Raw genomic sequence first — 14,161 nt, forward strand, 5'->3', positions numbered from 1 at the left:
CCGGGGTGGGACCAGGCCTGGTATGCGCTATCTATCAGGCAGGGTTCCTGATAGTTTACGGCGCGTCGCAGTGGAGCGGCGCCTGCGGGGCCGGGCACTCCCGGGGAGGGGACAGGATCATGAGTGACGTGACGCGTGCGGGCGACGAGGTCAGGCGCGCCCGGTACGCCGTGGCGGCCGTCTTCGCCGTGCACGGCGCCGTGACCGGCTCGTTCGCGACACGTGTGCCGTGGGTCCAGGACCACACCTCGCTCGGCGCGGGCCAGTTGGGGTTCGCGCTGGCCTTCACGGCGCTGGGCGCCTCGTGCGCGATGCCGCTCGCGGGCGGGATCACCCATCGTTTCGGCAGCCGTACGGCCCTGCGCGGGCTGCTCGCGCTGTGGACGCTCTCCCTGATCCTGCCGTCGATCGCGCCGAACCTGGTCACCTTGTGCCTGGCGATGTTCGTCTACGGCGCGAGCGCGGGCATGGCCGATGTCGCGATGAACGCGCTCGGGGTGGAGGTCGAGCGCCGGCTACGGAAGTCGATCATGTCGGGTCTGCACGGCATGTGGAGCGCGGGCGCGCTGATCGGCTCGGCGGCCGGCACCCTCGCCGCGCACCTCGGCGCGGACGCGCGCGTGCACTTCGCCCTGGCCTCGGCCGTCCTCACCCTGCTCGGCCTGGTGGCCTGCACCTGGGTGCTGGACCTCCAGCCCGCCGAGGACGAGGAGCCGCCCCCGCGGTTCGCGCTGCCGCCGCGCTCCGCCCTGCTGATCGGCGCGGTCGGTTTCTGCGCGGTGTTCGCGGAGGGCGCGAGCCTGGACTGGTCGGCGGTGTTCCTGCGGGACCGGCTGGACAGTTCGGCCGGGCTGGCGGCGGCCTCCACGACCGGGTTCATGCTGACCATGGCGGTGGCGCGGATCGCCGGGGACGCAGTGGTGAACCGTTTCGGCGCGGTCCGCACGGTGCGGTCCGGCGGTGTCCTGGCCGGGTTGGGCGGCCTGCTGGTCGTGCTCGCCGGGCACCCGGTGGTGGCGATGGCCGGGTTCGCGCTGATGGGGCTCGGCATCGCGGTGGTCGTACCGCTGTGCTTCGCGGCGGCCGGGCACGCGGGCCCGAACCCCAGCCAGGCCATCGCGGGCGTGGCAACGATCACCTACACCTCGGGGCTGATCGCGCCGAGCCTGATCGGCGGGGTGGCCCAGGCGACCAGCCTGATGGTGTCCTTCGTGGTGGTGACGGCCCTGGCGTGCGGGCTCGCGGTGTTCGCGGGCGTGCTGCGCACCGCCGAGCGCGGCGGCGGCGAGGTCAGCCGGCGGGCCGCAGCAGTTCCCGACCCACGGCCCTGAAGGTCTCGCTCCAGGGCGCGGGGCGCAGGGTCGCCGCGTCCAGCCGGACCAGCACGCGACTGCCCCGGGCGTAGGTCTCGGTCCCGTCGGCCGAGCAGAACCGGAAGCCGTAGGTGAGGCCGGTGGTGCCGAGCCGTTCCAGCCAGAGGTGGACGGCGTAGGTGCCGGGGCGGGTGACCGGTGCCTCGTAGCCGATGCGCAGCTCGCGGACTGCGTTGCAGGCATCGCCGGCCGCCGCCCAGTCGCCGTCGAAGCGGACGCCGTGCTCGCTCCACAACTCGGTCCAGGCGCGCTCGACCATCAGCGGGTAGCGGGCGTTGTGCAGCAGCCCGAGGGCGTCGAGGTCGTCGAAGTGGACGGTGACGGGGACCAGCCGGCCGTAGGAGACGGCGGGGGCGGTCGGGGCTTCGGCGGTCACGGGAAGGGCTCCTGAGCAGCGCTGTCGGGGTGGCGACACCCCCGTACGCCACCATACTAAGCGAGCGCTCAGGAGCCCGGCCCGGAAGCCCCCGGGCCGGCGAGGGGGTCAACCCGCTATCGAGTCCAGCTGCTCGGCGGCGGGTCGCAGCGCCCAGAGGTCTCCCCCGGGCGGCGCCTCCAGCTTCGGCACGGCCGCCTTGGCCGACGGGTCACCGGCGTCGGCCGCCGCGTGCACCACGTCGGCCGCCGCGTAGCGGTGGAACTCCAGCTCCGGGTGCGGCCAGGCGGCGGCACCGGTCGCGGCGGGCAGCAGGTAGTCGACCGCCTTGGACAGGCTCTGCCCGTCCGGCCCCGCGTAGTCCCACAGGTTCACCCCGACGTGCCGGCCGATGGCCGCGAGCCGGGTGTAGGCGACCAGGTCGAAGGTCGAGTAGTGCCAGCTCCGGGTCCGGGTGAGCTCCTGGGGCTGGCTGCCGTCGGCCGCGATCTGCGGGTCGATCCGCTTCGCGCGCGCGTCCAGCACGGTCCGCCGGGCGAGCGCGGTGTCGCCGGTGGCGTAGGCGAGGGCGGCGAGCTGCATGTCGTAGAAGGTGCCGTGGTTGTTGGCGGCGGCGCCCTCCTGCCGGCCGAAGTCGCTGTTCGTCAGCCAGTCGCGGAAGTCCTCGTTCCACCGGGTCATCGCGGTGCGGTCGGCGGCCGTCCAGCCGGGTGCCCCGGTGGCGAGGATCGCCTGTGCGTCCAGGACGCTGGTGTAGGACTGCGAGAAGTCGATGACGCCGATGGCCCGGCCGTCGTACTTGCACGGGATGAACTGGGCGTGGTCCAGGTTGGGGTTCATCCGGGTGGCCGGGTCGAGGAACCAGGTGCGCAGGATCTGCCCGGCCTTCTCGGCGTAGCCGCGCCTGCCGGTGTAGTACCAGGCGAGCGAGAGGTCGTACGTCGCGTCGAAGACCTTCTCCACGTCCTGCCGGTCGGTTCCGCTGTCGACCTCCGGGTTGCGCCGGCCGTCGCGCTGGACGTACGGGCAGCCCCAGGGGTTGTCGGCGGTGGGGGCGGTCGTGGGCCACCAGTAGGGGGCCTGGCTCAGGTAGTCGTGGACGTCGCCGCCCGGGGCGGGCTTCGGCTTGTCGACGACCGTCCAGGGGCCCTGGTCCAGCCAGGTGTCGGCGCGGGTGGTCAGGTCCGCGAGGGCGTGCCGGAGCCGGGGGTCGTGGGGCAGGCGGGCCCGGGTCTGCCGGAGGCGGACGCCGTCGAGGACCGCGGTCCGCGGAGCCGCCTTGGACGGGGCCGGTGCGGCGTGGGCGGAGGGGACGAGCAGGGCTCCGAGGGCCACCACGGCGGTGAGGAGCGCGGCGGCACGGGGTCTTCCACTCATTCGGGCACTCCGATCTTCGCTCGACCCGATCAGACATTTGATCAGGTATGTGAACGCAGTTCATGAGGAGGACCGTGCGAGCGTAGAGCCGCCAGGTACCCCTGACAATGGTTCGGAACCTCTTCACGTACAGAGAAAGCGAAACCCCTTATGGATCTCGGCGTGCGCTGGAAGCTGCACGGTGACGGGCGCACGCCCGCGCCCGGAGCGGTGGTACGCCCCGACGAACGGCTGTCCTGGCCCCGCACCGTGGGCCTGGGCGCCCAGCACGTGGTCGCGATGTTCGGCGCCTCGTTCGTGGCCCCCGTGCTCATGGGCCTGGACCCCAACCTGGCGATCATGATGTCGGGCGTGGCGACCGTGATCTTCCTGCTCGCCACCCGCGGCCGGGTGCCGAGCTACCTCGGCTGCTCCCTGTCCTTCGTGGGCGTGGCCGCCGTCATCCGCGCCCAGGGCGGTACGAGCGCGACCGTGACCGGCGCGGTCCTCGTCGTCGGTGCCGTGCTGTTCCTGGTCGGCCTCGCGGTGCAGCGCTTCGGGGCGCGGATCATCCACGCCGCCATGCCGCCGATCGTCACCGGCGCGGTCGTCATGCTGATCGGCTTCAACCTGGCCCCGGTGACCGCGTCCACCTACTGGCCTCAGGACCAGTGGACCGCCCTGCTGGTGATGCTCTTCACCGGCCTGGCGGTCGTCTGTCTGCGCGGTTTCTGGTCCCGCGTCGCGATCTTCCTGGGCCTGGTGTTCGGGTACGGCCTCTCCTGGGCGTCCGACCGGATCTTCGGCAAGATCCACTCGGTGGACGCGAGCGGCAAGCTCACCGACCACTGGCGCCTGGACCTCTCCGGCGTCTCCAAGGCCGACTGGATCGGCCTGCCGTCCTTCCACGGCCCGACCTTCCAGTGGTCGGCGATCCTGGTCGCGCTGCCGGTCGTCATCGCGCTGGTCGCCGAGAACGCGGGCCACGTCAAGGCGGTCGGCGAGATGACCGGCGACCCGCTGGACGACAAGCTCGGTACGGCGATCTCGGCGGACGGCGTCGCCTCCGTGCTGTCGACGGCCGTCGGCGGCCCGCCCAACACCACCTACTCCGAGAACATCGGCGTGATGGCCGCGACCCGCGTCTACTCCACCGCCGCCTACTGGGCCGCCGCCGGCTTCGCGCTGCTCTTCGGCGTCTGCCCCAAGTTCGGCGCGGTCGTCGCCGCGATCCCCGGCGGGGTCCTCGGCGGCATCACCGTCATCCTCTACGGCATGATCGGCCTGCTCGGCGCCCAGATCTGGCTGAACGCCAAGGTGGACCTGCGCAACCCGCTGAACCTGGTGCCGGCCGCCGCGGGCATCATCATCGGCGTCGGCAACGTCACCATGAAGTTCACCGACACCTTCTCGCTCAGCGGCATCGCCCTCGGCACGCTGGTCGTCATCACCGGCTACCACGCGCTGCGCGCCTTCGCCCCGGCCCATCTGAAGAAGCAGGAACCGCTGCTGGACGAGGGCACGTCCTCCTACGACACCGGCGCCGACCCGGCCGCCCCGCGCGCCGAGTCGTAGTCCGGCGTTCCCCCGTTCCGGCGAAGCACCGGGCCGGTCGGCACGCCGGCCGGCCCCGGGCTGGGACCCTTCCCCCATGGTGCAGTTGGAACACCTCACCGCCCCCGTCGACGCCGTCGTCGCACGGATGCGCGCGCTGGACGCGGCCCTGCCCCCAGGGGACGGCGTCGCCGTGTTCAACCGGGTCTACCTCGCCGTCACCGAGGAGGTCGACCGGCGCCTGGACGCCGGCGAGTTCCCGGACCCGCGCGCGGCGACCGCGCTGGACGTGCGGTTCGCCGAGCGCTATCTCGCGGCGGTGGACGCAGCCACCGCGGACCGCCGCCCGCCCGCCTGCTGGCGGCCCCTGTTCCAGTTCCGCCGCCATCCCGGCGTACGACCGCTCCAGTTCGCGCTGGCGGGCATCAACGCGCACATCGGGCACGACCTGGCCCTGGCCGTGGTCGACGCCTGCCACACGCTCGGCTGTGAACCGGCCGACCTGGAGGACGAGTTCGACCGCGTGGGCGACCTCCTGGTGTCGCTGGAGGAGCGCATCCGCGAGGATCTGATGCCGGGCCCCGACCTGTTCCAGATCGCCGACCCGCTCACCCATCTGCTGGGCTCCTGGAGCCTGGAGCGGGCCCGGGACGCGACCTGGGCGGCGGCCCGGGCCCTGTGGGCGCTGCGGCACTGCGCCGACGTGGCCGAGGAGTTCACCGAACGGCTGGACGCGGTGGTGGGGTTCGCCGGCCGGATGCTGCTGACACCGCTGGCCGACTGAGATCCCGGCGCATGGGAAAAGGCGCGGGGGCCGAAGTCCGTGGCCGGCCGCCCGCGCCCTGGTCCGTCTCCCGGGTCAGTCCTCGGGAAGCTCCACCGGCGCGATCTCGTCGTAGACGTCACCCGGGCCGGGGTTCGCCGCGTCGGTCGCGCCGCCGAAGTGGTGCATGACGCCCCAGACCGCGTTCAGCGCGGTCTGCACGGCACCCTCGGCCCAGCCGGCCGTCCAGGAGATGTCGTCGCCGGCGAGGAAGATGCCCCGCTTGTCCTCGGGCAGCCGGTCCTGCACGAAGTGCGTGAACAGGCGCCGCTGGTAGCGGTAGTGGCCGGGCAGGTTGGCCTTGAACGCGCCCATGAAGTAGGGCTCGTTCTCCCAGGAGACGGTCACCGGGTTGCCGATGATGTGCTTCCTGATGTCGACCTTCGGGTAGATCTCGCCGAGCGACTTCAGCATGACCTCCATCCGCTCGTTCGCGGACAGCGGCAGCCACTTCAGGCTGTCGTCGCACCAGGTGTACGACAGGCAGATGACGGCGGGCTTGTCCGGGCCGTCGTCCAGCAGGTAGGTGCCGCGGGTCATGCGGTCGGTGAGCGTCATCGACATGACGTCCCGGCCCGTCGGATTCCCCTCGTCGTCGACGGCCTTGTCCAGCCAGAACGGCCGGTCCACGGGCACGAAGAGCTTGCTGGACTCCATGTAGTGGGTGCGCTCGATCGCGGTCCAGTGGTCGATCGGGAACAGCGAGTCGTCGCAGGCGATCTTGGACAGCAGCATCCAGGACTGGGCGGTGAAGATCGCCGCCTTGTAGGTGCGGATGTCGCCGTGCGCGTCGGTCACGGTGATCCGGTTGCCCGCGGTGCGGTGCAGCCGGGTCACGGCCGGGCGGGGTTCCCCGTCCACGTGCAGCGACTTCAGGGACGTCCCGTACGGCCAGTGGACGATCTTCTCCGGCTCGCGCTCCCACAGCCGCAGCGGCAGCTGCTGGGAGCCGCCGACGATGCCGCGGTGGTGGTCGTCGGCCTCGGTGTAGACGACGCGGAGGATCTCCAGGATGGAGTTCGGGAAGTCGGTGTCCCAGCCGCCGGTGCCGAAGCCGACCTGGCCGAAGATCTCGCGGTGCCGGAAGGACTTGAAGGCCTCGGAGTCGCAGAGGAAGCCGTAGAAGGTCTGGTTGTCCAGCTTCTCGACGAGCTTCGCCCAGATCTCGCGGATGCGCGGGACGTCCCGCTCGCGCATGGCGCGGTTCATGTCGGAGAAGTCGGCGCCCTCCTCCAGGCACTTGTTCCAGGCGTCGGCGACGTCCCGGTACACCTGGGGCAGGTCGTCGATCGTCTCGGCGTAGTGCGACTCGCCCTTGAGGTCGACCACGGTGGACGGGGTCGCCTCGGCCAGGGGGTTCGGGAAGGGCCTGGTCTCCAGGCCGACCAGGTCGATGTAGTGCTGGAGCGCGGTGGAGGACGGCGGGAAGCGCATCGCGCCCATCTCGGCGGTCAGCGAGTCGTCGCAGCCCTCGAAACCGACCGTGCGGAGCCGGCCGCCGATCTGGTCGGCCTCGTAGACGACGGGCTTGAGACCCATCTTCATCAGCTCGTACGCGGCCACGATGCCGGACAGACCGCCGCCGATGATCGCGACCTCGGTGCCGTGCTCGGTCGCCGGGACCTGGCCGAGGCCCGCCGGGTGGGCGAGGAAGTCGTCGTAGGCGTAGGGGAAGTCCGGGCCGAACATGGTGATCGGCGGCTGCTGCTCGTCGGTGTGCTCGACGGCGTTGGGCACCGTGGACGTCATGGGGTACGGACTCCTTGCACGGGTGGTTCGGGGGAAGGCTCGGGTGTTCAGACGAGGGACCCGTACAGACCGGGGCGGCGGTCCTTCAGGTACGGGTTGTGCTCGCGGGAGGCGGCCAGGAAGGCGGGGTCGGCGTCGGCGAGCACCAGCTGCTCGGCACGGCCGGCGCGGGTGCGGGCGACGCCGTCGGGACCGGCGAGGACGGAGAGGCCGACGAACTCGAACTCGCCTTCCTGGCCGACCCGGTTGACGTAGGCGACGTACATCTGGTTCTCGAAGGCGCGCACCGGGATCATCGACTCGGCGACGAACTGGAAGGGGTGCATCTGCGCGGTCGGCACGACCAGGAGGTCGGTGCCGGCCAGGGCGTGGGCGCGGACGTTCTCCGGGAACTCGACGTCGTAGCAGATCAGCAGGCCCACGGTGAGGCCGTTCAGCTCGGCCTGGACGACCTGCTGCTCGCCCGGTGTGAAGTGGTCGCGCTCGAAGCAGCCGAAGAGGTGGGTCTTGCGGTAGTTCGCGAGCCGGGTGCCGTCGGCGGAGATCAGCTGGGCGGAGTTGAAGACGGCGTCGCCGTCGCGCTCGGGGTAGCCGTAGGCGAGGGCGAGTCCGTGCCGGGTGGCGATCTCGGCGATCGCGTCGGCGGAGTCGCCGTCGGCGGGCTCGGCGAGGCGGGCGATGCCGTCGCCGATCGCGTACCCGGTGAGGAACATCTCCGGTGCGGCCAGCAGTCCGGCGCCCGCGGCGGCGGCCCGGCCCGCGGCCTCGTCGAGGACCTTGAGGTTCTCGGTGATCGAGCCGGGACGGCCGGAGCTCTGGAGCAGGGCGGTGCGCATGCGTGATCCTCACCGGAACGGGGGGTTTGGGGGGCCAGGAAGAAGGTACGTTCGGCGCGCTCGGCCGGACAAGAAGGAGCCGTTGCGCGCCGGTGCGCGGTTCGTTGCGCCGAGGGGCGGCTGGGCGGCGATTCGTTGCGCGGGGCCGGTAAGGGTGACGGGAGGAGCACGGAAAAGGGCTCGGGGCGCCTTGTCGACGGCCGGGTACGGGTGGTCCGGGGTGCTCGCGCGGTTCCCCGCGCCCCTTCGGGGCGCTGATCCGTACCCGGTGACGACAAGGCGCCCCGAGCCGTGGTCCGCTCCTATCCCGGCGCCCCGGAGGAGAAGCGGCGCAGCAGCGGCGACAGCACCAGCACCGACTTGGTCCGCTCCACGAACGGCTCCCCGGCGATCCGCTCCAGCACCCGCTCGAAGTGGCGCATGTCGGACGCGAAGACCTGCGCGACGGCGTCCGCGTCCCCGGTGACGGTGGACGCGGCCACGACCTCCTGGTACCGCTCCAGCCCCCGCTGGATCGTCTCCGGCGAGGTGTTCCGCCGGCAGTAGATCTCGATGAACCCCTCGGTCTCCCAGCCGAGCGCCGCCGGATCCACCCGCACGGTGAATCCGGTGATGGCTCCGGTGGCCCGCAGCCGGTCCACGCGCCGCTTCACCGCGGGCGCGGACAGGCCGACCATCTGCCCGATGTCCGCGTAGGAGCGGCGGGCGTCCTCGGCGAGGGCGTGCACGATGCGTTCGTCGAGATCGTTCAGCACTGGGGGTCGTTCACTTCTTCGGTCCGGTCACTTCTCTGCCGTCGCCGCGAGAGCGTCATCGGCCGCGAGACGGGAACGGCGGTAGCCGTACAGGAAGTAGAACACGAGCCCGGCGGCCATCCAGCATCCGAAGACCACCCAGGTGACGGTGTCGAGGCTGAACATGTTGTACGCGCAGAACAGGAAGCCCAGCACCGGCAGGACCGGACCGAACGGCACCCTGAAGGCGCGCTCCAGCTCCGGGCGCCTGACCCGCAGCACGATCACCGCGATGTTGACCAGACCGAAGGCGAACAGCGTGCCGATGCTGGTGGCGTCGACGAGCTTGCCCAGCGGGATGAGGGCGGCGAGCGCCCCGCAGAAGAGGGACACGATCACCGTGTTGAGGCGGGGCGCGCCGGTCTTCGGGTGGATCCTGCCGAGCGCCTTCGGCACCAGGCCGTCGCGGGCCATCGCGAAGAGGATGCGGGTCTGGCCGTAGAGCACGGTGAGCACCACGCTCGCGATGGAGATGACCGCGCCGAGCGCGAGCAGCGTGCCCCAGAAGGTCTGACCGCTGACGTCGTTCATGATCCCGGCGAGGGCGGCCTCGGAACCGTCGAACTTCTTCCAGTTCCAGGCTCCGACGGCGACGGCCGCGACGAGCACGTACAGCGCGGTCACGATGATCAGCGACAGCATGATCGCCCGCGGCAGGTCCCGCTTGGGGTCCTTCGCCTCCTCACCGGCGGTGGAGGCGGCGTCGAAGCCGATGTAGGAGAAGAACAGCGTGGCACCGGCGGCGCTGACCCCGGTGATGCCGAGCGGCATGAAGTCGGCGTAGTTGCCCGACTTGAAGCCCGTGACGCCGATCGCGCAGAACAGCACCAGCGCGGCGATCTTCACACAGACCATGATCGTGTTGGCGCGGGCGGACTCCCGCGCGCCGCCGAGCAGGAGCACCATCGCCAGCAGGACGACGATCAGCGCCGGCAGGTTGATGACGCCGCCCTCGCCCGGCGCCGAGGACAGGGCGGCCGGGATGGTGACGCCGAGGGTGCCGTCCAGCAGCTCGTTGAGGTACTCGCCCCAGCCGACGGCGACCGCGGCCACCGAGACGCCGTACTCCAGCACGAGACACCAGCCGCAGACCCAGGCGACCAGTTCGCCCATCGTTGCGTACGCATACGAGTAGGAGGAGCCGGCGACCGGGATGCTGCCGGCCAGTTCGGCGTACGACAGGGCCGAGAACAGCGCCGTGAGACCGGCGATGACGAAGGCGAGGGTGACCGCGGGGCCGGCCTTGGGCACGGCGTCGCCGAGGACGACGAAGATGCCGGTGCCGAGGGTGGCACCGATGCTGATCATGGTCAGCTGCCACAGCCCGAGGGAGCGCCTGAGCTGCCCTCCCTCACCGTGGCCGCCCTCCGCGACCAGGTGTTCCACGGGCTTGCGACGCATGAGGCGCGCGGCGACGCCCGGGGACGCGGGGGCCGCCGATGTCTGGTGGTGCGGGGGTGCGCCTTGGTCGAGCACGCGCTGGCTCCTTATCGCTGCCGGTGGTTGCGGGGCGGGCCGGCAGGAGTGCCGGCCCTCGTGGGCGGGAACCGGCGGAGCCTGCGAGGGCAGGAACCCGCCGAGCGGGGTCCCCGCCACGCCACGTACTAGCGCAGCACCCTATGAGGCGGGCCTTCACGGGCGTAATGCAGCAACCTTGCGTATCCCCGCATGATCATTGCGTTCATCGGAACGGAATGACAAATCGTTGCGCGTGACCTGTCGACCTTTGCGCACGCGTCCGGGGGGTCCCGTTTCCCGACCGGCTTCCCTCTCGGCGCCGGACACGCCGACGGCCCCCGTCGTTCCCGGGCACGGGATCGACGGGGGCCGTCGGCGCGGAGCGGGGGTCAGTTCCAGCTGGCGTGCAGCGGCTTGCCCTCGGCGTAGCCGGCCGCGCTCTGGATGCCGACGATGGCCTTCTCGGCGAACTCCTCCAGGGAGCCGGCACCGGCGTAGGTGCAGGAGGAGCGGACGCCCGCGATGATCGCGTCGATCAGGTCCTCGACGCCCGGGCGGGCCGGGTCGAGGAACATGCGGGAGGTGGAGATGCCCTCCTCGAACAGCGCCTTGCGGGCGCGGTCGTACGCCGACTCCTCCGACGTGCGGTTGGCCACCGCACGCGCGGAGGCCATGCCGAACGACTCCTTGTAGGCGCGACCGCTCGCGTCGTGCTGGAGGTCACCGGGCGACTCGTAGGTGCCCGCGAACCAGGAGCCGACCATCACGTTGGACGCGCCGGCGGCGAGCGCCATGGCGACGTCACGCGGGTGGCGGACACCGCCGTCGGCCCACACGTGCTTGCCGTACTTCCTGGCCTCGGCGGCGCACTCCAGGACGGCGGAGAACTGCGGCCGGCCCACGCCGGTCATCATGCGGGTGGTGCACATGGCGCCCGGCCCGACACCGACCTTGATGATGTCCGCGCCCGCGTCGATCAGGTCCTTGACGCCCTCGGCGGAGACGATGTTGCCCGCGGCGATCGGCACCCGCGGGTCGAGCGCGCGCACCACCTTGATGGCGTTGATCATCGACTCCTGGTGGCCGTGCGCGGTGTCGATGACGAGCGTGTCCACGCCCGCGTCGAGCAGCTGCTTGGCCTTGCCCGCGACGTCGCCGTTGATGCCGACGGCGGCGGCGATCCGCAGCCTGCCGTTCGCGTCCACGGCCGGCGTGTACAGCGTGGCGCGCAGCGCGCCCTTGCGGGTGAGGATGCCGGCGAGCTTGCCGTCCTTGTCGACGGCCGGTGCGTAGCGGCGGTTGTGCTGGTCGAGGGTGTTGAAGGCCTCGCGCGGGTCGATGTCGGCGTCCAGCAGGAGCAGGTCCTTGGACATGACGACTTCGAGCTGGGTGAAGCGGTCGACACCGGACAGGTCGGCGTCGGTGACGACGCCGACGGGCCGCTGGTTCTCGTCCACGACCACGCCGGCGTTGTGCGCCCGCTTGGGCAGCAGCGCCAGGGCGTCGGCGACGGTCTGGTGCGGGGCCAGCACGATCGGGGTGTCGAGCACCAGGTGGCGGCTCTTCACCCAGGAGACCACGTCGGTGACGACGTCGATCGGGATGTCCTGCGGGATGACCACCAGGCCGCCCCGGCGGGCCACCGTCTCGGCCATGCGGCGGCCGGCGATGGCGGTCATGTTGGCGACGACGAGCGGGATGGTGGTGCCCGTGCCGTCCGGCGAGGCGAGGTCCACGCCCTGACGCGAGCCGACCGCGGAACGGCTCGGCACCATGAACACGTCGTCGTACGTCAGGTCGTACGCGGGCTGGATGTCATTGAGGAAACGCACGTGCTGCACATCCCAGTCGATCAGAGGCGACCCCCTGACAGGTGTGCCAGGGGGAAAGAGCACGTACTTCATTGTCCCATGTCGGGGCCGCTGTCAGGCCCTGACGGATCATCCAGGGTCGGCGCCGATCAGCTAGGAGGTTCCTCCAAGGGCGAGGGCGACGGTGAGCGACGGCATCACGCCCATGGCCTGCGTGAACACCTCCTGGGCGGTCTCCCACTCCTGGGGCCGCTCCTTCGCGTAGCCCTCCCAGCCCCGTACGACGACCAGGAGCCCGCTGTCCTCGGCCTGCTGCGGCCACACGGACGGGTCGGACAGGGAGTCGGCCAGCGCGTCCCAGTTCCGGCCGAACCAGTCGGGCAGCGACAGGGCCCGCGCGGCGCGGTCCATCAGGCCGGCCTTGTCCGTGACGCCGTCGAGGTCGAGCGCGACCACGAAACGGCCGGTCAGGTCTTCGCTCATCTCAGTACCGCCCGGAACGACTCGTAGTGATCATCGCTGTAGTAGAACTCCCCGCCCTGCCCGGTGACGATGCGCCGGGCCCCGCGGTCGTGCGAGCCGGGGGTCGGCACGGTGTACTCGTGGTAGTAGCCGCGCCGGTGCTCCGGCAGGCGTCCTTCGAAGTTCCCGAAGACGGTCCCGTCCTTGGCGTAGGGGAAGGGGCCGCCCTTGTCGATGAGGGCGAGTGTCCCGCGGGCCTCGGCCGGGAGGCGGGACTCCTGGACGGTGGCCATGCCCCGCGCCCAGGGCGGGGACGCCTGAGAGGCGGGGCCGGAGGCGCCGGCGCACCCCGTCAGGAGAACGGCGAGGCAGACCAGCAGCCCGGCGAGGGCGCGGGGGACGAACCGTGGCAGCATGCGGACGATGCTGCCACGGGCCGTCCCGCCACGGGCCGCCACCGGACCCGGTCAGACCCCGTCGGGGTCCTGACGGCTGAGCGCCGGCTTCGGGGTCGGGCCCGCCGTCATCAGGTAGTCGGCGGCCGAGGTGTCGGTCACCAGGCTGGTGACCAGCCCGGAGCGCAGCACCGCGTCGATCGCGGCGGCCTTGCGCTGCCCGCCCGCGATGGCCACGACCTCCGGGACACGGCGCAGCTGGTCGGCCTTGACCGTGATGCACCGCTCGCCCAGGTCCCGCCCGATCCGGCGCCCCTCGGCGTCGAAGAGGTGGGCCGACATCTCGGCGGCGACCCCGAGCGAGGCGTAGTGCGCGCGCTCCTCGTCGCTGAGCATGTCGTGCACGGTCGAGATGCCCGGCTCCCAGGAGCCGATGGAGACACAGGCGACCGTGACCTTGTCGAAGTACTCGAAGGCCCGGGCGATCCCGGTCTGGTGGCGCAGCGCCCCCGCGGTGGCCGCGTCCGGCAGCAGCATCGGCGCGTAGATGGGGTGCGCGTCGCCACCGGACACCTGGGCGGCCCGGCGGACGGCCTCCACCGAGCCGCGCTCGGCGGTCCCGGCGTCGTACACGCCCGTCAGCTGCACCACCGTGCACGGCGGCAGCCGGTCGAGCGCCGCCGCCATGTGGATGGTGGACCGGCCCCAGGCCAGCCCGAGCACGTCCCCCTCGTTGACGAGTTCGCCGAGCAGGTCGGCGGCGACCTCGCCGAGGTTCTCGGGGTCGGGGGTCTCCTCGGCCTCGGCCGGGGATTCGACCACGACGGCGTGCCTCAGGCCGTAGCGGGCGCGGAGCGCGTCGGAGCGCTCGGCGTCCAGTTCGGCCGGCACGCGGATCTCGATGCGTACGAGGTCCCTTTCGAGGGCAGTCTCCAGTACCCGGGCCACTTTGAAGCGGCTGACGCCGAACTCCTCCGCGATCTGGATCTTGGACTTGCCTTCGAGGTAGAAGCGGCGGGCCATGGCCGCCGCCTGCACCAGCTCAGCGGGTCCCATCCGCATGGCTGACCGGCCCGCCGACATACCCGACACGGCGATCTCCTCACTGCTGTTCACACTCTGGATTCGCCGTTCATCCTTGCAGATTCGGGGCGACTGATCTGCCCTGATGGGC

At 71.5% G+C, this 14,161-nt stretch carries 13 protein-coding genes; 3 read left to right on the forward strand and 10 right to left on the reverse strand.

Going from position 1 to position 14,161, the window contains the following annotated elements; genetic code table 11:
• Positions 1 to 119: 119 nt before the first annotated feature.
• Positions 120 to 1,331 carry an MFS transporter gene (locus IE294_RS02850; protein ID WP_189881958.1) on the forward strand — a complete coding sequence of 404 codons (1,212 nt, stop codon included), beginning with the start codon at positions 120 to 122 and terminating at the stop codon, positions 1,329 to 1,331.
• Here the strand turns inward: IE294_RS02850 and IE294_RS02855 are convergent.
• Together IE294_RS02855 and IE294_RS02860 are read right to left on the reverse strand one after the other, a co-directional pair.
• Positions 1,291 to 1,749 carry an acyl-CoA thioesterase gene (locus tag IE294_RS02855; RefSeq protein WP_189881960.1) on the reverse strand — a complete coding sequence of 153 codons (459 nt, stop codon included), beginning with the start codon at positions 1,747 to 1,749 and terminating at the stop codon, positions 1,291 to 1,293. The two genes, IE294_RS02850 and IE294_RS02855, sit on opposite strands and share 41 nt — an antisense overlap.
• Before the next feature lie 108 nt (positions 1,750 to 1,857).
• Entirely contained in the window at positions 1,858 to 3,126 is a 1,269-nt protein-coding gene (locus tag IE294_RS02860) for an alginate lyase family protein (protein ID WP_189881962.1), read from the reverse strand.
• 150 nt (positions 3,127 to 3,276) lie between these two features.
• Here IE294_RS02860 and IE294_RS02865 point away from each other — a divergent pair, with 150 nt between their 5' ends.
• Both IE294_RS02865 and IE294_RS02870 read left to right on the forward strand, forming a co-directional pair.
• Complete coding sequence (locus IE294_RS02865) at positions 3,277 to 4,680, forward strand: uracil-xanthine permease family protein (protein ID WP_189881964.1); 1,404 nt, start codon at positions 3,277 to 3,279, stop codon at positions 4,678 to 4,680.
• A 76-nt stretch (positions 4,681 to 4,756) separates the two neighbouring features.
• A complete protein-coding gene (locus IE294_RS02870; protein WP_189881966.1) occupies positions 4,757 to 5,443 on the forward strand; it encodes a DUF5995 family protein in 687 nt (228 codons plus the stop codon).
• Positions 5,444 to 5,518: 75 nt separating this feature from the next.
• On the opposite strand, the gene IE294_RS02875 is transcribed toward IE294_RS02870, so the two are convergent.
• The 8 genes from IE294_RS02875 to IE294_RS02910 all read right to left on the reverse strand — a co-directional run bounded on the left by IE294_RS02875 (position 5,519) and on the right by IE294_RS02910 (position 14,103).
• Positions 5,519 to 7,231 (reverse strand): flavin monoamine oxidase family protein, encoded by a 1,713-nt coding sequence (locus IE294_RS02875; protein ID WP_189881968.1) that lies wholly within the window; start codon positions 7,229 to 7,231, stop codon positions 5,519 to 5,521.
• Between the two features lie 47 nt (positions 7,232 to 7,278).
• Positions 7,279 to 8,067, reverse strand: a complete 789-nt coding sequence (locus tag IE294_RS02880) for a carbon-nitrogen hydrolase family protein (protein WP_189881970.1) — start codon at positions 8,065 to 8,067, stop codon at positions 7,279 to 7,281.
• A gap of 302 nt (positions 8,068 to 8,369) precedes the next feature.
• Positions 8,370 to 8,822: an Lrp/AsnC family transcriptional regulator gene (locus IE294_RS02885; RefSeq protein WP_014671501.1), complete on the reverse strand. Its 453-nt coding sequence runs from the start codon at positions 8,820 to 8,822 to the stop codon at positions 8,370 to 8,372.
• Positions 8,823 to 8,849: 27 nt separating this feature from the next.
• A complete protein-coding gene (locus IE294_RS02890) occupies positions 8,850 to 10,337 on the reverse strand; it encodes an amino acid permease (protein ID WP_189881971.1) in 1,488 nt (495 codons plus the stop codon).
• A 371-nt stretch (positions 10,338 to 10,708) separates the two neighbouring features.
• Positions 10,709 to 12,151, reverse strand: coding sequence for a GuaB1 family IMP dehydrogenase-related protein (locus IE294_RS02895; protein WP_189881973.1), 1,443 nt, complete (start codon positions 12,149 to 12,151; stop codon positions 10,709 to 10,711).
• Between the two features lie 132 nt (positions 12,152 to 12,283).
• Entirely contained in the window at positions 12,284 to 12,613 is a 330-nt protein-coding gene (locus IE294_RS02900; protein ID WP_189881975.1) for a barstar family protein, read from the reverse strand.
• The gene (locus IE294_RS02905; RefSeq protein ID WP_189881977.1) at positions 12,610 to 13,008 is read right to left on the reverse strand and encodes a guanyl-specific ribonuclease; all 399 of its coding nucleotides are present in this window, start codon (positions 13,006 to 13,008) and stop codon (positions 12,610 to 12,612) included. Before IE294_RS02905 ends, IE294_RS02900 begins: the two co-directional genes overlap by 4 nt.
• Positions 13,009 to 13,059: 51 nt before the next feature.
• The gene (locus tag IE294_RS02910) at positions 13,060 to 14,103 is read right to left on the reverse strand and encodes a sugar-binding transcriptional regulator (RefSeq protein ID WP_189814922.1); all 1,044 of its coding nucleotides are present in this window, start codon (positions 14,101 to 14,103) and stop codon (positions 13,060 to 13,062) included.
• Positions 14,104 to 14,161: the final 58 nt, after the last annotated feature.

It is taken from the genome of Streptomyces canarius, from assembly GCF_014650735.1.
Classification (GTDB): domain Bacteria; phylum Actinomycetota; class Actinomycetes; order Streptomycetales; family Streptomycetaceae; genus Streptomyces; species Streptomyces olivaceoviridis.